This window comes from Pseudarthrobacter sp. MDT1-40-2, assembly GCF_059383595.1.
In genome coordinates, this window is record NZ_JBWZCL010000006.1 from 76425 (window position 1) to 96043 (window position 19619).

Consider the following 19619-nt stretch of genomic DNA (forward strand, 5'->3'; position numbering starts at 1 on the left):
CCTTAGACAATTTCACGCTAGCAGCGCGGGGCTTCGGCGCCAATGGTCCACACTGTCTGCACCTCTTAAAGGCAGACCCAGCGGGTGGTCATAAAATGGCATCCATGGACCTCCAGGCACTGGCAGAGATCGCCAACCGGCTCTATGCACTCCCCTTTGAGGAGTTCATTGCGGCCCGCACGGCGGCGGCGAAGGAGGCCGCAGGTGGGACGTCAGGCAAAAAGATGTCCGCAGACGTCCGGGGCCTGGCCAAACCTTCAGCCGCCGCATGGACCGTCAATATGCTGGTCCGCTCCCGTCACGACGTTCTCGAAGAACTGGAAGAAGTCGGCAGCCGGATGCGGGAGGCGCAGGAAAAGTTCGACGCCGGGAAGCTGCGCGAGCTGGGCCGGGAACGCAGGACGGCCCTCGCCTCCGCCGTCGATGCCGCCCGAGATGTTGCTGCAGAACTGGGCCGCCCCCTGAGCAACACCCTGGCCACCGAGGTGGAGGCCACACTCCGCGCGCTGACTGCCGACGAAGGTGCCGCCGCGGCTGTCCGGACCGGCCGACTGCTGCGGAGCCTGTCCGCAGACGGCGTGGAGCAGGTGTCGCTGGAGGATGCCGTTGCAGTGCCGGAAGCCTTGAGCGTTCCACCAGTGAAAGCACCGGCAGTCCGAACGAAAGCCAAAACACTTGAGTCCGGGTCCAAGGCACCGGACGCAGCCAAGGAGACCACCACGAAGTCCACGAAGCCCCGGCTTGTGGCCGTTCAGCCCAAGGCACGTCCGGCGTCCTCTTCGCTTCTTGAGAAGGCACAGGCCAGGGCTGAAGAAGCCCGGCAGGAAGCGGACGACTCCGCCCGGGCAGCCGAAGAACGCGAGAACGATGCGGCCGCGCTCTCGGCTGAAACCGTGCGGCTGGCGGCCGAGGCGAAGCGCCTGAGGGAGGAACTGAAGGACGTGGAGGAACGCCTTGACCGCACGCGTAAGCAGGAAACGGCCGCCGCAGCAGAGGCCCGCCAACTGCGCCGTGCGGCGGACAAGACCCTCCGCAACGCGGACCTCGCCCACGAGCGGGTGCTGCGTTTAAGCAACACGCGGAGGTGATGACGCAAAAATGTCAGACCCCGGTTGCACACTGGATTTATGAACAGCCAGAGCCTTACACCCCAGTTCACCGACGCAGGATTCCACAATGAATCCCACGCTGAATTCCATGTCACGTACTTCGATGCCGACTGTGGCCGGGCCCGGATGGAAATCTTCGGGACAGCCGCCGAGGCTGAACGCTTCGCCAACCGCTGGTGCTCGGAGGAAGACTCCTGGGCCGTGGTGGACACCGTCGAGGTTGCAGAGACCCGCATCGCCGCGTGAGCATCACCGCCGGTCATAAACGCGACGCCGGCGGCGGAACGGCACAGCTGCTAATACAGCAAATGGCCGCAACCCTTGCGGGTTGCGGCCATTTACGTGCGCCGATTTAGCCGAAGTCGGCAACTGCCGGATCAGCGCCGATGCGGCCCGAGCCGGCAGCGGTGCGATCCAGTCCGTTGATGGCCTCGATGTCGGCGTCGTCCAGCTTCACGTCAAGCGCCTCGAAGTTCTCCCGGATACGCGACTCGGTGACGGACTTGGGGATTACTACGTTCCCGATCGCCAGGTGCCAGGCAATAACAGCCTGCGCCGGGGTGGCATTGTGCTTGGCGGCGATTCCAGTGATCACCTCGTCGTTGAGCAGTTCCCCACCCTGGCCCAGCGGCGACCACGCCTCGGTCAAAATCCCCTTGGCGGACCCGAAGGCGCGCAGCTCGGACTGGTTGAAGTACGGGTGCAGTTCGATCTGGTGGATGGCCGGCGTTACTCCGGTTTCATCGATGATGCGCTCCAAGCCCTCCAAGGTGAAGTTGGAAACACCAATGGACTTCACCCGGCCGCGCTTCTGAAGCTCAATCAGCGCCTTCCAGGTGTCAACGTACTTGTCCTGCTTGGGACGCATCCAGTGGATCAGGTACAGATCAAGGGTCTCCAGGCCCAGGAGGTCCATGGACTTCTCGAACGCAGCGAGCGTGGATTCATAGCCCTGGTCCGCGTTCCACAGTTTGGTGGTGATGAACAGTTCCTCGGCAGAGAGGCCGGAGTTGGCAATCGCGCGCCCCACGCCGCCCTCGTTGCCATAAATCTTGGCGGTGTCGATGTGCCGGTAGCCGGCTTCAAAAGCCTGGCCTACCACCTTCTCCGCTACATCGTCCTCTACCTGCCAGACGCCGTAGCCCAGCTGGGGGATGGAGTTGCCGTCGTTGAATGTCAGGTTTGGTGAAGTTGTCATATTTATATCCTGCCAAACAGTATGCCGACGCCGGAACCCCCACAGGCCGTATCCGCCATTTGCGTAACCGGGAATGAAATGGGATGGACGCGCCAACTTTCCGGGTACCCGGCCTGTCATGGAGCCGGCGGCGCCTCGGCCAGCTGCCGTTCGGCGTCGGCAACTTGTTCGAATACCGATTCCGCACGCCGCCATACGGATGCCGCTCCCACCGGCACGGGTCCGACGGCGAGGCGCAGCATGGCCGCGGCCTCGGCCGTGGTGGCCAGTGAGTTGCCCGCCCGGGAAAGGGCCCGGTGGACTCCGGCCAGGGCTCCGGGAACGTCCATACCGTCGCTGGGCGAGCGTCGCTGCGCCTCGACGCAAACAGCCCGCACCCGTTCGGACAGGGCACCCAGTGCATTGGCGATCTCCACCAGCTCGGCATACAGCTGGTCGTCTTCCACGCCTTCAAGGACCTGGTGGTACCGGTCCAGTCCGCGGTGGAAGCGGTCGTGGGCGCGCCGCCACAGGCCCTTGCCCAGCTCCGAGTCGTCCTTGCGACCCTGCCGCGCGGCGGTGAAGAATCCCAAGCGGCGTCCTACAGGTACTGGCCAGGGCCGTGATCCGGATCAGCCGGCCGTCCCTGGAGGCGCGGCCCGGCAGCCGGTCCGGCAGCACGCTGCGGCTCGCCGTTTTCACCAATCACGACGCCGGGAGCTATCACAGTGCCCGGCGGAAGCTGGCGCAGCTGCAGCTGCGCCGCGGCCTGTTCGCGCGCTGCGTGCTGGGCGGCGATGGCTGCCTGGATTCCGTGGAAGAGCCCTTCCAGCCAGCCCACCAGCTGCGCCTGTGCGATGCGCAGCTCGGCATCCGACGGCGTGGCGTCCTCCGGGAACGGCAGGCTGATCCGGTCCAGCTCCTGAACGAGTTCCGGTGAAAGCCCGTCTTCAAGCTCCTTGATGGACTTCTCGTGGATCTCCGCCAGGCGTCCGCGCGCGGCATCGTCCAGCGGGGCGGCTTTCACTTCTTCAAGGAGTTGCCGGATCATGGTGCCGATCCGCATGACCTTAGCGGGCTCATCCACCAGTTCGTGCAGCTTGTTGATGCGTTGCTCAGGCGACTGGGAACTTTGACGCCCGTCAGCGCCGGGCACGGAACCGCCCTGGTTCACCGGCACGCCGGCCCGCCCGGGCTCAACCGGGATCGCTCCAGACACCGCACTATAGGCACCCGGCATTGCATCGCCGTCGAGCGTGGTTCCCTCAACCGGACGTTCCTCACCGGGTTCATTGACATTCGAATCAGTGACATTCGGATCGCTCATGCGTTCATACTCTCATGAGCCACTCAGCAGCACCGACCCTGCGGATTGGCATCCTGGCGGTCGGTCTGGTCCCGCCAGAACTCGCGTTCATTCAGCGGTGCGTGCCGGTGGCCCAGCTCGCGGTGGTGTTGGAGGTATTTGTCGTAGGCGTCTGCGCCCAGCACCCCACGGAAGTACTTGGCCACCCCCTGGAAACCGGTAGCCAGCCCGGTGAGGCCGGCCCTGCGGGCCGGCCCCGTCGACGCGCTCATCAGTGGTGCCCTGCCTTCTCCACCCGCATCTCCAGCGGAAGCTTCTCCCATTCGGCCAGCAGCTCCTTTTCCGCGGGGGTGGGGACAATTCCAGCCGGCGCGTAGACCCGCGAAGGAACTTCCGGATCCTCGTGGCTCTGCGGGGTCCTGCCGGCGGAGATGTCCTGGAACGCCTTGGCCGTGGCGAGGATTGCCGTCGCGATCACAACGATACTCAGCACCACGAAGATGACAGAGAGCCAGCCCTGGATGGCAGTGTTGCGGATTACGGCCTCCATAGCTGCCACGGACTTCGCTGAGCCGAGTTCCGTCTTACCCTCTGCCAGGGCCTTGCTGAAGGCTGCGTTGTTGGCGAAGTAGCCCACGGCAGGGGTGGACGAGAAAATCTTTTGGTAGCTCGCGGTGATGGTGACAACGGCGGCGAAGGCCAGGGGCAGCGCCACGATCCACAGGTACTTGAATGTCCCGCGCTTGGCCACAATTGCCAGGCAGACGGACAAAGCGATGGCCGCCAACAGCTGGTTGGCGATGCCGAACAGCGGGAACAGAGTGTTGATGCCGCCGAGCGGATCAGTGACGCCCATCAGGAGTACGGCGCCCCACGCCCCCACCATGATGGCCGTACACAGCCACGCTCCAGGCCGCCAGGAGTGCTCTTTGAACTTGGGGACGAAGTTGCCGATCGAGTCCTGCAGCATGAAACGGGCAACACGGGTACCGGCGTCGACGGCGGTGAGGATGAAGAGGGCCTCGAACATGATGGCGAAGTGGTACCAGAAAGCCATCATGGCGGTGCCGCCGATGAACTGCTGCATGATGTGGGCCAGGCCCACGGCCAGGGTCGGAGCTCCACCGGTGCGTGAAACGATGCTTTCCTCGCCCACATTCGCGGCTGTCTGGGACAGAAAGTCCGGCGTGATGTTGACCCCTGCCAGGCCCAGGCTGTTAACCCAGGTGGCAGCTGTTTCCACGGTTCCACCGGTAAGGGCTGCCGGGGCATTCATCGCGAAGTAAAGGCCACGGTCGATCGAGATCGCCGCCACCAGCGCCATGATCGCCACGAACGACTCCATGAGCATGCCACCGTAGCCGATGTACCGGGTCTGGCGTTCCTTCTCCACGAGTTTGGGAGTGGTACCGGACGAGATCAGGGCATGGAACCCTGACAGGGCACCGCAGGCGATGGTGACGAACAGGAAGGGGAACAGGGCACCGGGGAACACCGGCCCGTTGTCCCTGCTGGCGAATTCGCTGAAGGCTGGGACGTTGATTTCCGGCCGGACCACAATGATGGCAAGCGCCAGCATCACAATGACGCCGATCTTCATGAAGGTGGAGAGGTAGTCCCGTGGAGCCAGCAGCAGCCAGACGGGCAGGATCGCGGCGATGAAGCCGTAGATGATCAGTCCCCAGGCGATGGTGACCTTGTCCAGGTGGAAGAACGCGGCACCCCATTCGGTCTCGGCCACCATGCCGCCGCCAATGATGGCGGCCATCAGGAGGACAAATCCGATGAGCGACACTTCCATGACCTTGCCGGGACGCAGGTAGCGCAGGTACACACCCATAAAGAGGGCAATCGGGATGGTCATGCCCACCGAGAACACGCCCCACGGGCTTTCGCCCAGGGCGTTGACGACGACGAGCGCCAGGATCGCAACGATGATCACCATGATGAGCAGCGTGGCTATCAGGGCAGCGGTGCCGCCGAGGACGCCGAGTTCCTCGCGGGCCATCTGGCCAAGAGAACGCCCGCCGCGGCGCATGGAGAAGAACATCACCAGGTAGTCCTGCACGGCACCGGCCAGGACGACGCCGATGATGATCCAGATAGTGCCGGGCAGGTAGCCCATCTGGGCCGCGATGACCGGGCCCACCAGCGGGCCGGCGCCGGCGATGGCAGCGAAGTGGTGGCCGAACAGCACGTTGCGGTCCGTGCGGACATAGTCCTTGCCATCAGCCTTGTACTCGGCGGGGGTGGCCCGTCGGTCATTGGGCCGGAGCAGGTGCTTCTGGATGTACTTCGAGTAGAACCTGTAGGCAATCAGGTAGGTGCAGACCGAGGCGAAGACGAACCAGATGGCATTGACAGTTTCGCCGCGGACGATTGCCAGCATTACCCAGGAAATGCCGCCAAGCAACGCGATGCCCGCCCAGATCCCGATCTTGGCCGGCGTCCACCTGCGGTCCTCTGCCTCGAGGGCCTCCTCGTCCACCGCCGTAGCGGGCAGCACTGGTTCCTTGGTTCGTTGGGTCCCTGGGCCCGGGGTGTCCCCGTTGCCGCCAGATATTCCGGCCATGTCTCCTCCTTGAGAAATCGCACTGAGAGATTCACATTATTTCTGAAGGCACCTTACCAATGTGGGAGCTCAACTGCCCATGGCGCGACGGGACATGGGCAGCCGGGCACGGGTGAACAGCCAGGCCAAGGCGGCTGCGGCCAGCGGGACAACAACCACCAGCGCCGCCAGATGCAACCAGGGCACTGTCGTATAGGGCTTCATTTCGGTGGCGTACATGATGAGAAGCATCGGAATGACGCCCGCCACACAGCCAAGGATGGTCCCCACGGCGACGGTCAACAGCGCCTGCGAGCCCGCGAGCGCTTTCCTGAGCCCAGGAGAGGCACCCACCCCGGCCAGGGTCATATGGTCAGTCCGGGCGTCGGCCAGCGACAAGCCTGTGGTGATGCCTGCTGCGCTGAGGGTGATGAGTGCGGCGAGGCCCACGATTCCCCAGATAAGCAGGACGCGGTCTTCAGTGCCAGCCGGCTGAACGTAGAACCCTTGCGAGTCACCAAAAAGCGCTGTTATCTCAGTGCGAAGTGCGTCCATCTCAGCGTCGGAGGGGAAGGAGTTGAACTGCAATCTCAGCGTGCCTGCCTCAGGCTCCATGCCCAGGCGCTCTGCCGTCGCCTGCGAGACCACTCCATAAATTCGGACATCAGTGACAGGTTCGAGAAGCACAGCTGGAAGTTCAGTGGAGGAGATCACCTCATAGCTATTGGCAGGAGAAGTGGTCTCTTTTGGCCGCCGCAGATCCTGCACCTGGAGCACTGCCGAGCCGCCCTTGACGAATACAGGGTTGGTGACAACTATGCCGCCAGCATCAAGAATGTTTACTGCTTCCTCCGACGCTTCCCTGCCGAAGGTTGCCCGGATCACATCTGCTCCGCCCACCAACATCGAGTGCATTCCCCCGCCATAAGGCACCATGGGGCCAGAACAGCGCCAGTCGTCGGGATACCGGATGCGACCCTGTTCAGTGAAGATGCACTCATTGCCGACTGGAACAGCCAGAACGTACTGGAGACAATTGGTGGTTAAGGTACGGGCCGGTTCGTCCATCTCGGCGAGGGGTCCTCCCTGGCATTCTTCAATAGATCGGGGGTACGTCAGTACCTGAGTCCAAGACAAGGAATCTGCAGTTCTCCTGAGCGCCGTCTCGATCGCTTTCGGATCCTCGGTACTCACTGCCCGGCCGGCGCCGGACGGGCCAAGCCATAGCTGCGCCTGGTTTACCAACAGCGGGTTGGAACTATTCCGGAACGACCTCTCGTTCTCAGTGGCAGCGGCGACCATGCCGGCACTGGCGAGCGTGGCAGCCGCAAGAACCGCTGCGACGGCGGGCACTGTCCGGCCCAGGTTTCTCGCGGCATCGCGGCAGGCCATCCGGACAGCCAGCGGCAGGAATCCGGACTTTCGGGCCATCAACAATACTCCCGGACCTGTCAGCAACAGCAGGCTCACAACGGCCAATACGGCGCCGCTGACCAATAGGACGGAAATCAGCGGCACCCGTTCGGCCAGCACATCGGGATGATCCGTGCTCACGGCATACGTCGCGCCCGCCATCAGCAGTCCGATACCGAGGACCAGGATTCCGGCACCAACCATGGCGCTGCGCCTCGGGAAGGACGACGGCGCCCTTCCGGACTTGAGTGCGCCCAGGGCCGCCTGGTGCGATATCTGCCGGGCAGGCGCATAGGCAGACAGCAGGCAAGCGATCAGGCCCATCCCCATGGCGCCAACGGTAAGCAGGGAGTCGGGGTGGTAGCCGGGGAAACGCGCGGAGCCTATTGCCTGGGCAACGAAGACGACGCCGGCCGCCCCCGTCAGTCCGACGACGGCCCCGCCTGCAACTGCCAGGCCGCCCAGCCATAGTCCGGCTGCCATCACCACGGCCCGAACCGTTGGTGCCTCGGCACCGGAAGCCGCCAGAAGCGCCAGCTCGCGGACCTGACGCTTGGCCCCGACGGCGAACGCGGCCCCAGCCAGCAGCCCGACTTCCAGCAGTGCCAGGGCGCCGATGTAACCTGCCGTCAGATAGGCGCCAAATGGCACGTCGGAAACATCCTCCGGCGGCGTTCCGTCAACGCTTCGTTGGTCCATGGGTGGCGGGTTGAGTGCCACGTGCCGGGAAAGGACCGCGACGCCCACAGTGTTGGCCGCCCGCACCTGTTCCCAGATGACCGGCCGCGGGCCCACAAGATAGTACTGGGCACCGCCTTGAGGGGGCCTCACATCAGCAGAAAGTTGTTCGTCAGGCTCCCGGTCCACCTGCCCGGGCAACAAGTACAAAACAGTGTTCCGGTCCGAAAGCGCGGCGTCCCGTACGGTACCGACGGCGACGAAGGTTCCTGCCGACGTCGTAAATCTGTCATCCAACTTCAGGTCGAATCGTTGCAGCAGGCCAGGGGAAACCAGCGCCTCACCAGCTGCAACCGGCGCCCTGCCCTGTAACAGGGAGAACTTGCCGGCAAACGCCGGATTCAGCGCTTCCACCTCATTGCCCATCACCGGAACGTCGATCTGCCCGTGTTTCACCCTGACGTCGAAGGCGCTCTCCGTCAGGATGCTGAATCCGGCGGGGAGGATGTCCCGGGGGTCAGCTCCTGCAAAATCGGGATCCCACTCGCCGTTGTTCGAGGCGATCAGCGTTTCATTGACAGGATCCTGAACGAACGTGGCGTTGCCGCTGGAGAACGCCTGGTACCGGGCCTGGGCCTGCCCCAACTCGTGTTCCACCCGTTCGGCAGGGGTCTGCATGGAACTCTGCACCAGCGTGAGGGCGCCGGTCATCCCGGCCACCGGAAGCATGATGAGCAGCACGATCAGCAGAGAGCGGCCACGGTGCCGGCGGATGTCCCGCCGGGCAATCCGCATGGCCACACTGAAGCTACGACGCCGGCCGCGGGGAGCCGGCGTCAGGTCAAGGGGCACTAAAGCCCGGCCTGCGCCAGGAGCATGGCCGGATCGTGCATCGCGGCTGCCTGGTCCACGATCCGGCCGTCCCGGATAAACACCACGCGGTCGGCCCAGGCCGCATGGCGGGCCTCGTGCGTGACCAGCATGACGGCGGCGCCGGCATCCGCCCGGGACCTCAGCACCTCCATCACGCCTTGGCCGGTGGTGGAATCGAGGGCACCGGTGGGTTCATCGGCCAGGATCAGGCGGCGCTCGCCGATGATGGCCCGGGCGATGGCAACACGCTGCTGCTGGCCGCCGGACATCTCGTCCATAAAACGGTTGCCCAGTTCAGGGATGCCCACCAGTTCCAGGGCATCGCGGGCCTGCCGGTAAGCCTCCCGGCTGGGCGCTCCATCGAGTTCCAGGGGGAGCGCGACATTCTCAGCCGCGGTGAGTGTGGGAACCAGGTTGAAGTCCTGGAAGACGTAGCCAACCGCCCGGCGCCGGAGCCTGGCCAGCTCGTTCAGCCCCAGATCCGCCAGCGGGGTTGACTCCACAAAAATTCCGCCCGACGTCGGCTGGTCCAGCCCGCCGGACAGCGCCAGGAGGGAGGACTTACCGGAGCCGGAAGGGCCCATGACCGCGACGAACTCTCCCGTGTCAATGGTGAGGTCAATGTCGCGAAGTGCTGCGACCGACGTCGCGCCTTCCCCGAAAGTCCTGCAGACCTTGGCGAGTTCCAGCACCTGCTGGCCGCGCTGGACGCTCACCGGCGTGCTTCCGCGTGGCGAACCTCTTCCGATGTGACCCCGGTGGACTGGCGGCGTGGAGCCTGGCCTTTGGCTGTTTGCGCCTGCTGGACCATCCGGGCCTCACAGAGATCCAACCAGCGAACCTCCGCTTCAGTTTGGAAAATCAACGAATCCAGCACCAGCAGCCAAGCGGTGTCTGCAGGCCGCTGGTTGGCTGCGGTATCCCGGCGGGCCTTGGTGTAGTCCTGCAGCGCCCGGATCGAGGCGACGCGCTGGGCCTGGATGATGGCCGCCACATCTACCCCCGGCAGTGTGACGGCAAGCGCCAACTTGATGGCCAGCTCGTTGCGCGGTGGATTGTTCCGCTCCACCGGGGCGTCAAACCAGCTGCGGACGGCCAGGCTGCCCGCAGGAGTGATGCTGTAGATGACGTGGCCTTCGCCGTCGCCGCCGTCATTGCGCACCAGCCCATCCCGCTCCAGGCGGTCCAATGTGGTGTAGACCTGCCCGATATTCAGCGGCCAGGTGGCGCCGGTGCGGGACTCGAACTCGACCCGCAGCTGGTAGCCGTAACGGGGCTGATCCTGCAGCAGGGCAAGCAGGCTGTGACGGATGGACATGAAGCTCCTAGCGGCAGGCGAAACACGGGTTGCAGGGACCCCCAATGATCCATACATACCGCGTATGGATCCAAGCTAGCGGGAAAACGGGGACTACGCAATACTCAGTATTTATCGAGCGGGGGCGGGTTACATCACCAGCAGGATCTTGCCCACGTGGTCTCCGTCGTCGAAATACCCATGGGCGGCCCGCACCTGATCCAGCGGAAAGGTCCTGTCCACCAGCGGACGAATGCGGCCATCGGCAACCAGGGGCCAGACCGATTCGCGAACCGCGTTCATGATCACGCCCTTTTCCTGCACCGGGCGGGGACGCAACGCCGTAGCAATCACAGCCGCCCGCTTCCGCAGCAGCTGGCCAAGATCCAGCTCACCCTTGGCGCCGCCCTGCAGACCGATCACCACCAACCGCCCGTACTCCGCGAGCGCGTCCACGTTCTGGGCGAGGTACTTGGCACCCACGACGTCGAGGATCACGTCAGCGCCCTTGCCGCCGTTCTGTGCCCGCAGGCTCTCCGGGAAGTCCTCATCCTTGTAGTTGATGCCAATGTCCGCACCAAGGAACGCCTTCGCGGTGCTCACCTTCTCGTCACTCCCGGCTGTGGCAGCCACCTGCGCACCCCACGCCTTGGCCAGCTGGATCGCCATGGTGCCGATGCCGCCGGTAGCGCCGTGGATCAACACGGTTTCGCCGGGCTGGAGCTGTGCCGTCATGATCAGGTTCGAGTAGACAGTGGCCGCAACCTCAGGCAACGATGCGGCAGTGACCAGGTCTACGCCGTCGGGAATCCGAAGCACCTGCTCCGCAGCAACGGCCACCTGCTGCGCGTAGCCGCCGCCCGCCAGCAGGGCCACCACCTTGTCCCCCATCGAGAACGGCTTGTTCACATCCGGTCCAAAGCCGGCAATCCGCCCCGAAACCTCCAGGCCGGGAACTTCCGAAGCACCGGGCGGCGGCGGGTAATGTCCGCGGCGCTGCTGCACGTCCGCACGGTTCAGTCCTGCAGCCACGACGTCGATCAGCACCTCGCCGTGGCCGGGCACCGGAGCCGGGACCTCGCGGACCTCAAGGACTTCCGGACCTCCGGGACGTGAAATGTAAACAGCTTTCATGGACGACTCCCGCTTTCCGAACTGGCGTACCAAACTAGTGTGCCCCGGCGTTTGGTCCGCCGCTTTTTTGTGACTGCCGAGTGCCTATGAAACACTACTAGGCGAGGAAGGTTGTCCGAGCGGCCGAAGGAGCTGGTCTTGAAAACCAGTGTGCGGTAACCCCGTACCAAGAGTTCGAATCTCTTACCTTCCGCGGAGCGCATACTTAGCGCAGCAGGGGCCGGTCCCGCTGATCGAAAGATTGGCGGGCCCGGCCCCTTTCGTATCCTTTCCCATTCGGCCTTCCAGTCCTGCGCCAGACCGCCCAATTCCTCCCTGACCTGCGGAACTATTGAAAGTGTCAGACCCCCCACATAGGTTTAGTGCTGTTCCACCGGATCATAGACAGCGGCACGCGCCGCCCCGAACAGGAGCTTCCTATGCCTACTCCCCACCTCAAGCCGGGCTCACCCTGCTGGATCGACCTCATGACCTCTGACACCGACAAGTCACGCGAGTTCTACAGCGGGCTGTTCGGCTGGGAGTTCCAGGACGGCGACCAGGAGATGTACGGCGGCTACATCACAGCCACCAAGGACGGCCGGAACGTGGCCGGCATCATGCAGAAGCAGGAGGACCAGTTCAGCCTGCCGGACATGTGGTCCACCTACCTTTTGTCCGAGGACGCGGCCGCAACGTCCGCCGCCGTTCCAGCCCATGGCGGCCAGGTCTATATGGAGCCGATGGAGGTTCCCGGGCAGGGCGTCATGGGGTTCGTGGCTGACCCCAGCGGTGCGGCCGTTGGCATTTGGGAGTCAAGGGGCATGGCGGGCTACGGTGTTGCCGCCGAACCCGGAGCGCCGGCCTGGCATGAACTCCACAGCAAGGACTACGACGCCGCCGTCAAGTTCTACGAGGATGTCTTCGCCTGGGAAACGGATGTTTTGAGCAACTCCCCGGAGTTCCGGTACACGACCTTGGGCAAGGATGACAGCGCCCAGGCCGGCGTCATTGACGCCTCCGGTTACCTTCCCGTGGAGATCCCATCGCACTGGGCGGTCTACTTCGCAGTGGACAGCACCGACGCCAGCCTGGAGCGCGCCCTGTTGATGGGTGCAACCCTGCTGGACGGACCGGAGGATACTCCGCACGGACGCGTTGCCTCGCTCAACGATCCCACCGGAGCCATGTTCAAAATCGTTGGGGAGATTTTTCCCGAATAGCCCGCCGGGCAGGGCCAGCCCCCAAGGAAACGATCCTGTTTCCGCCGCGTAGTTAGTTCAATGACATACCTGCCGGTCGCCTGGGCAAAAGATACCGACGGGTAGCTTTGTCCTGTTCGCGGTGGCAGACTCCTGCAGGGAAACGTTTTATCCAATGTATGTGCCGTCAACCTTGCGTTCATTCAAGGCTGCTGTGATGACCCGGACATTACTTGACCAAAAGTAAACTCCGGGCCGCCTCTCGCCGCAATCCCCGGACGCTTTCCGTCACTTCCCCACCGGGATACCTCAATGAAAGTCGGAGCAAATGCGTTATTCACCTTTGAAACTGGCGCTGGGCACAGCACTGTCTGCGGGTCTCATCGCAGCGCCACTGGGCGCGGTGCCCGCGATGGCTGTGGAGCCTGCCGCAGGTACCTCGCCTGTTGTCATCAACGAGGCCTACCTCAGCGGAGGCAGCGCCGGCGCGGCCTATAAGAACAAATTCGTGGAGCTGTACAACTCCTCGGACGCCGCCGTGTCATTGGACGGCTGGTCCCTCCAGTACCGGTCGGCCACTGGGACTGCCGCCCCCACGGGGGTAGCAGCGCTGACCGGCACTATCCCGGCCAAGGGTTACTACCTGTTCAAGGGCGCTGGCAACGGCGGAACCACCCCCGCGGGCGCCGAACTTCCAGCCGCAGACGCAACCGCCACCGGCTTCAGCCCCAGCGGCACCACCGGGACCATCATCCTGGCCAGGCAGGCGACTGCGCTGTCCGGATTGCCTGCCGGATCCGTCATCGAACCGGCGAACGTAGCAGACCTCCTCGGTTACGGCACCTCAAACACGTTTGAGACGCAACCCGCTGCCGCACCTGCCAGCAACACCGACGTCAAGAGCCTGAACCGGACCAGCGAGGCGGACAGCAACAACAACCTCGCCGACTTCGCACTCAGCGCTACCATCTCACCCACGGGCACCGGCGGCGGCACCAGCCCGGTTCCCGAGCCTGAACCCCAACCGGACCCCGGCGCCACCACAAAGACCATCGCGGAGATCCAGGGAACCGGACCAGTCAGCCCGCTGGCGGGCACCAGCGTCATCACCCGGGGCAAGGTCACTGCCGCGTTCCCCACCGGCGGCTTTGCCGGCTACTACATCCAGACCCCCGGCACCGGCGGCGACGAGGACCCTGCTGCGCGTACGGCCTCCGACGCAGTGTTCGTGTACTCCCCCAGCACTGCCGCCTCTGTGCAGATCGGTGACTATGTACAGGTCACCGGCTCAGTGTCCGAGCACTTCGGCATGACCCAGGTCAGCGTCACCAGCGCAGCCGGTGTGAGCAAACTCGCCGAAGCCGCCCCCGAGGTGAAAGCCACCAACTTCACCCTGCCTGCCGCCGAGACCGTCCGCGAGACCCTCGAAGCGATGCTCCTTGCACCACAGGGCCCGGTGACGGTTACGGACAACTACTCCCTGAACCAGTACGGCGAGATCGGCCTGGCCGGCGGAACCTCCCCGCTGGTCCAGCCCACCGCCGTGGCGCCCTACGGTTCGGCGGAGTACACAGCCACCGTTGCGGAGAATGCCGCCCGCGGCATCAAGCTGGACGATGGCTCCAGCACCAACTTCCTTCGGGACGCCTCCACCAAGGCCGAGGTCCTGCCCTATCTGACCACCACGGATCCCGTCCGGGTGGGTTCGCCCGTCACCTTCACCACCAACGTGGTGCTCGGCTACGCCAACAATTCCTGGAAGTTCCAGCCGCTGACGCACCTGACGCCGGCTAACAAGGAAACCGTCCAGCCTGCCAGCTTCGGCGCTACCCGCACCGAGGCCCCGGCAGAAGTGGGAGGCAACATCAAGCTGGCTTCCTTCAACGTGCTGAACTACTTCCCCACCACCGGCGATCAACTTTCCGGCTGCCAGTTCTACACCGACCGCGCCGGCAACCCCATCACTGTCCGGGGCGGCTGCGACGCACGCGGCGCTGCGAACGCCGAGAGCTTCGAGCGGCAGCAGGCCAAGATCGTCGACGCCATCACCAAGTCCAACGCCGACGTCATCACCTTGATGGAAATCGAAAACTCGGCGCACTTCGGCAAAAACCGTGACTACGCGCTGTCCAACCTGGTGGAGGCCCTCAACGTGGCAGCCCCCGGCGTCTGGAGCTTTGCCGCTTCCCCGGCAAACGCCCCGCCGCTGACCGATGAGGACGTCATCCGTAACGCCTTCATTTACAAGTCAGCGGTGGTGGAGACCGTGGGCGAGTCCATCATCCACAACGACACCGTGGCATTCTCCAACGCCCGCAAGCCGCTGGCCCAGGTGTTCAAGCCGGTGGGCGCAGCCGAAGACAAGAGCTTCATCGCGATCGCCAACCACTTTAAGTCCAAGGGTTCCGCCGCTACTCCGGAGGACACGGACAAGGGGCAGGGCGCTTCCAACCTGGCCCGTACAGCCCAGGCACAGTCCCTTCTGGGCTTCGCCAATGACCTCCAGGCAAGCAAGGGCATCGATAAGGTGTTCCTCATCGGCGATTTCAACGCCTACGCCAAGGAGGATCCGATGAATGTCTTCGCCTCCGCCGGCTACGTCAACCAGGACGAAAAAGCGCGCAACGCCGATGGTTCCGCCAAGCACTCCTACCTCTTCGGCGGCCTGGTGGGCTCGCTGGACCATATCCTGGCTTCCCCGGCTGCTGACGCGCATGTGACCGGCGCCGACATCTGGAACATCAACTCCGTTGAATCAGTGGCGCTGGAATACAGCCGTTACAACAACAACATCACCAACTACTACTCGGCAGACCAGTTCCGTGCCAGCGACCACGATCCCGTAGTTGTTGGCCTGGACCTCCCAGCCACCCCGGCCAGCGTTGAAGTAAACCTGCTGAACATCAACGATTTCCACGGCCGGATCGATGCGAACACCACGCTGTTCGCAGGCACCATCGAGAAGCTCCGCGCCGCCGCAGCCCCCGGCGCCACCGCCCTCCTGTCTGCCGGCGACAACATCGGGGCATCGCTGTTCGCCTCGGCGGTGGCCCGGGACCAACCCACCATCGATGTGCTGAACGCGTTGGAGTTGCGGGCTTCCGCCGTGGGCAACCACGAATTCGACGGCGGCTTCGCGGACCTGCAGGACCGCGTGATTGCTGGCGGCACCAACGCCAAGTTCCCCTACCTTGGAGCAAACGTCTACACCAGGGGCACCACCACGCCTGCCCTGCAGGAGTACACCGTCCTGGACATCAACGGCATCAGGGTGGCAGTGATCGGCACCGTCACCGAAGAGGTACCGTCCCTGGTAACCCCTGCCGGAGTGGCGGACCTGGAGTTCGGTGATCCGGTGGACGCCATCAACCGGGTGGCCGCCAAAATCACCACGGAGAACCTCGCAGACGTCATTGTGGTGGAAAACCACGACGGCGCCGGCGCCGGTACCCCGGAAGGTGCCACGTTGGAGGAGGAAGTGGCCGCCGGCGGAGCGTTCGCGAAGCTGGTCACCGAGACCACCGCCGACGTGGACGCGATCTTCACCGGCCACACTCATAAGGAATACGTCTGGGACGCACCGGTTCCGGGCGTCGAAGGCAAGACCCGGCCCATCGTCCAGACCGGTAACTACGGCGAGAACATCGGCCAGATCCGGCTCACCGTAGACACCGCCACAAAGGAAGTGACGGCCTACACCGCCGGCAACGTTCAGCGCACCAAGGACCTGGAAGCAGACCTCATAGCCGCCTATCCCCGTGTTGCGGTGGTGGCGGACATCGTCAAAAAGGCCCTGGATGCAGCTGCAATAGTGGGCAACGAGAAGATCGGCTCGGTCACCAAGGACATCACCACGGCCTTTACGGTTGACCCTGCCACCGGGCTTCCCAAGCGCGATGACCGTTCCAGCGAGTCCACCCTGGGCAACCTGGTAGCCGATGCCCTGGTGGAAACCCTAAAACCGGTCACCTTGGGTGGCGCGGAAATCGGCGTCGTGAACCCCGGCGGGCTCCGCAGCGAACTGCTGTACGCACCGGACGGTTCCATCACCTACGCCGAAGCAAATGCGGTGCTCCCGTTCGTGAACAACCTCTGGACTACCTCACTGACCGGCGCACAGGTCAAGACCATGCTGGAGCAGCAGTGGCAGACCAACCCGGACGGCACGGTGCCCAGCCGCGCCTACCAGCAGCTGGGACTGTCCAAGAACGTGAACTACACCTACGACGCCGCGCGCGCCGCAGGTGACCGGATCACGTCCATCCGGGTCAACGGTGAACTGATCGATCCCGCCAGGCTGTACCGGGTGGGCACGTTCAGCTTCCTGGCCACCGGCGGCGACAACTTCCGGATCTTCACCCAAGGCACGGACACGCGGGATTCCGGCCTGGTGGACCGTGACGCGTGGATCAGCTACCTGAAGGCAAACAGCCCGCTGTCGCCTGATTTCGCCCGACGCTCTATCTCCGTGGTCAACACCACCGCGGCAGAGGTCAAACCGGGCGAGGCCATGACCCTGGTGGTTTCCAAACTGGATCTGACCTCACTCGGCAGCCCGGTGAATACCTCCCTGACAGCAACCTTCACCGATGCCGCCGGAACCGTCACGCAGCTCGGATCCGTACCGGTTTCCGGCGGCGCAGCCACCGTGAACCTTGCGGTACCGGCCGCAGCGGCAGCCGGCACGGGCACCTTGGTGCTCACCGCCGTCGAATCCGGCACGGTGGTGAAAACCGCGGTGACTGTTGCCGATTCCAAGGATCCGAAAAAGCCGAAGAAGCCCAAGGAGCCGAAGGAACCCAAGGAACCCAAGGGACCTAAGGGCTAGCCAGCACGATCAGCACTGAAGGAACTGCCCTTCCGGTCACGAACCGGGAGGGCAGTCCTTTTTAAGCCGCGGTGCCGGCAAAACCGGACAACACGGCCAGGGCGATTTCGTCAGCATCCCGGAGGGTGCGCTGGCCGCTTGAGTAAACCGGACCGTGCGTCGGAATGGCTTCTGCGGCGATGGCCGTGCCCCACTGGTTCGCGGACAGTTGCAGGCCAAGGACGTACAGCCCATTCGTAACCGAACCGTCGGCGCGCACCGGACGGTACGAATGCGGGGCCACGTCCATGCCACTGGACTGGGCCGGGATCCCTTCAGGGGTCATCAGCATCCGCGAGCGGACCAGCCCGTCATCCAGCAGTTGCCGGAGCAGCGGGGACGCGTTAACCGCAATCCGGTTCGCCGGGGCAAGGGCCTCCACCAGCGTTCGCGCCCGCACAGGCGGCGAAGCCACCCAGGGCGAGGACGCCTGGAACATGCCGGAGCGCCGGTCCACGCTGAACTTGGGGTCGGGGCCCACAAAAGTTACGACGCCGGCCCGCGCCAGGGCAGCCAACTGTTCCACGCGGAGGGCCGGCGGGCCACTGGCCAGGCCCTCGACAAACGACTCGAACCAGCCACGCAATCCGGATACCCAGGAAGCTTCGGTGATGCCGCCGTCGGCCACTGCTGATTTCAGCACCGCCCGGCCGTGGTGCAGCGCGCCAATGGCCATCTTGACCGGATCGTCCTCGCCGCGGGCGGAGCGGAAGGCATCGTCCAGCAGGTATTCAGTGACCGCGGCGTCCAGTTCGGCACGGGACGCGAATTGCCGGCCTGCCAACGGCGCGGCCAGACCTCGAAGGTCCAGGCGATGCTCCGGCGGGACATGGACGGCCAGCACGGATTCGACAGCGTCCTCCCACTTCGCTACGGAATGCGAATGCGGCCGGAGTGCCTCGGCGAGTCCGTCCAGGAAGGCTGCCGGTTCGGTGACTGCGGCCTGTTGCGTACGCACCAGCGTTGAGTAGTAGGCCCAAATGGCGTCGCGGTGCAGCAGCGGCCAGAGGTCGTGGTCGAAGCCCGGGCGGATACCGGCCACTACCAACCGCTCCAGAGCCTGGGAGGTGAGATAGCGCAACGTCACGGACTCCGGATAGTAGCCCTGCAACGTTGCCTTGGCCCGGTACGGCGTGCCGCGGCGGGAGGCCGCAATCATGCGCGGTTCGTCCCCCGAGGGCCGGTACTCCATGGCGCTGCCACTGCCCACAAATCTGCCGCCCCGGCCGATGGTCAGCTGGACCATCGCGTCGAAGAAGTTCAATCCCATACCGCGCACCAGCAGCGGCTCGCCGGCAGGCACCGCTGACCAGTCGACGTCGGCAGGTACAGCAGGCGGGAAATACTGCAGTCCCAGGTCTGCTGCTGCCTGCTGCAGGCTACGCTGTTCCGGGTTCAGCTGGGACTCAACATGGCCCAGGGCGAGGACCACGGAACCGGCGGTCAGGGTTCCGCCGCCGTCGAGTTCGACGTCGAATTCCCCGTCCTGCCGGGGACGGACGGCGACAGCAGACTGCCGGTGGAAGTCAACTGTGACACCGTCCGGCAGGTGCCGGAGCAGGTCCGCCAGGGTGCGCTGCAGGTAGCGGCCGTACAGTGCGCGACTGGGAAAATCGGTGGATTCGAGGCCCGCGAGTTCCTCGCGTTCGGCGGCGGTGAGCGAGGGGTCCGCTTCGTGATTGGCCTTAGCGGCCGCACGCCAGCGGTTAAAGGTGGTGCCCGCCACCGGTGCTGCGAGCTCCGGATCCTCCGGGATGAGCGTGGGGTAGAACGACTGCGTGTTCATGAGGAACAGTCGCGACTGCTCCGGTTGCCACACGTGGCCGGGACCTGCGGGATAGGGATCTACGACGTCGATGTGCAGCTTCGGCAGCAAGCCGCCGGCGCCGGCAGCAGCAGGCAGCGCAGCGGCTTGCGCCGCGCGGTTGGCCAGCAGCCGCTCCAGGACGCTGGTGCCACGGGGACCCGCCCCGATGACGGCCGTCCTGATGCTCTGCGAATTTTCCACGGCTACCAGCGTATCCGCCCGGCGG

14 protein-coding genes and 1 tRNA gene are annotated in these 19619 nt (G+C 64.5%); 5 read left to right on the plus strand and 10 right to left on the minus strand.

What is annotated here, in order from left to right; all coding sequences use genetic code 11:
- Positions 1–104: 104 nt before the first annotated feature.
- A complete protein-coding gene (locus tag AC50X5_RS15375) occupies positions 105–1088 on the plus strand; it encodes a hypothetical protein (protein WP_494976940.1) in 984 nt (327 codons plus the stop codon).
- A gap of 39 nt (positions 1089–1127) precedes the next feature.
- A complete protein-coding gene (locus tag AC50X5_RS15380; RefSeq protein ID WP_494976941.1) occupies positions 1128–1355 on the plus strand; it encodes a hypothetical protein in 228 nt (75 codons plus the stop codon).
- A gap of 106 nt (positions 1356–1461) precedes the next feature.
- Here AC50X5_RS15380 and AC50X5_RS15385 read toward each other — a convergent pair whose 3' ends face one another.
- From AC50X5_RS15385 to AC50X5_RS15425, 9 genes are all read right to left on the minus strand, one after another.
- The gene (locus AC50X5_RS15385) at positions 1462–2307 is read right to left on the minus strand and encodes an aldo/keto reductase (RefSeq protein WP_494976942.1); all 846 of its coding nucleotides are present in this window, start codon (positions 2305–2307) and stop codon (positions 1462–1464) included.
- Between the two features lie 116 nt (positions 2308–2423).
- Positions 2424–2879: a hypothetical protein gene (locus AC50X5_RS15390; RefSeq protein WP_463936881.1), complete on the minus strand. Its 456-nt coding sequence runs from the start codon at positions 2877–2879 to the stop codon at positions 2424–2426.
- 8 nt (positions 2880–2887) lie between these two features.
- On the minus strand, positions 2888–3613 hold the full coding sequence (locus tag AC50X5_RS15395; RefSeq protein WP_494976943.1) for a bacterial proteasome activator family protein: 726 nt from the start codon (positions 3611–3613) through the stop codon (positions 2888–2890).
- Between the two features lie 23 nt (positions 3614–3636).
- Positions 3637–3864, minus strand: coding sequence for a YbdD/YjiX family protein (locus tag AC50X5_RS15400; RefSeq protein WP_494976944.1), 228 nt, complete (start codon positions 3862–3864; stop codon positions 3637–3639).
- Positions 3864–6164 carry a carbon starvation CstA family protein gene (locus AC50X5_RS15405; protein ID WP_494976945.1) on the minus strand — a complete coding sequence of 767 codons (2301 nt, stop codon included), beginning with the start codon at positions 6162–6164 and terminating at the stop codon, positions 3864–3866. The genes AC50X5_RS15400 and AC50X5_RS15405 overlap by 1 nt, the downstream gene beginning before the upstream one ends.
- A gap of 69 nt (positions 6165–6233) precedes the next feature.
- A complete protein-coding gene (locus AC50X5_RS15410; RefSeq protein ID WP_494976946.1) occupies positions 6234–9086 on the minus strand; it encodes an ABC transporter permease family protein in 2853 nt (950 codons plus the stop codon).
- Positions 9086–9823, minus strand: a complete 738-nt coding sequence (locus tag AC50X5_RS15415) for an ABC transporter ATP-binding protein (protein WP_494976947.1) — start codon at positions 9821–9823, stop codon at positions 9086–9088. Before AC50X5_RS15415 ends, AC50X5_RS15410 begins: the two co-directional genes overlap by 1 nt.
- The gene (locus AC50X5_RS15420) at positions 9820–10425 is read right to left on the minus strand and encodes a PadR family transcriptional regulator (RefSeq protein WP_494976948.1); all 606 of its coding nucleotides are present in this window, start codon (positions 10423–10425) and stop codon (positions 9820–9822) included. The genes AC50X5_RS15415 and AC50X5_RS15420 overlap by 4 nt, the downstream gene beginning before the upstream one ends.
- Positions 10426–10554: 129 nt before the next feature.
- Positions 10555–11538 (minus strand): NAD(P)H-quinone oxidoreductase, encoded by a 984-nt coding sequence (locus tag AC50X5_RS15425; protein ID WP_494976949.1) that lies wholly within the window; start codon positions 11536–11538, stop codon positions 10555–10557.
- A gap of 105 nt (positions 11539–11643) precedes the next feature.
- Here AC50X5_RS15425 and AC50X5_RS15430 point away from each other — a divergent pair.
- The 3 genes from AC50X5_RS15430 to AC50X5_RS15440 all read left to right on the plus strand — a co-directional run bounded on the left by AC50X5_RS15430 (position 11644) and on the right by AC50X5_RS15440 (position 17547).
- Positions 11644–11731, plus strand: a tRNA-Ser gene (locus AC50X5_RS15430).
- A 226-nt stretch (positions 11732–11957) separates the two neighbouring features.
- Positions 11958–12740, plus strand: a complete 783-nt coding sequence (locus AC50X5_RS15435; protein WP_494976950.1) for a VOC family protein — start codon at positions 11958–11960, stop codon at positions 12738–12740.
- 307 nt (positions 12741–13047) lie between these two features.
- The gene (locus AC50X5_RS15440; protein ID WP_494976951.1) at positions 13048–17547 is read left to right on the plus strand and encodes an ExeM/NucH family extracellular endonuclease; all 4500 of its coding nucleotides are present in this window, start codon (positions 13048–13050) and stop codon (positions 17545–17547) included.
- Positions 17548–17608: 61 nt separating this feature from the next.
- On the opposite strand, the gene AC50X5_RS15445 is transcribed toward AC50X5_RS15440, so the two are convergent.
- Positions 17609–19594 carry an FAD/NAD(P)-binding protein gene (locus AC50X5_RS15445; protein WP_494976952.1) on the minus strand — a complete coding sequence of 662 codons (1986 nt, stop codon included), beginning with the start codon at positions 19592–19594 and terminating at the stop codon, positions 17609–17611.
- Between the last annotated feature and the right edge of the window lie 25 nt (positions 19595–19619).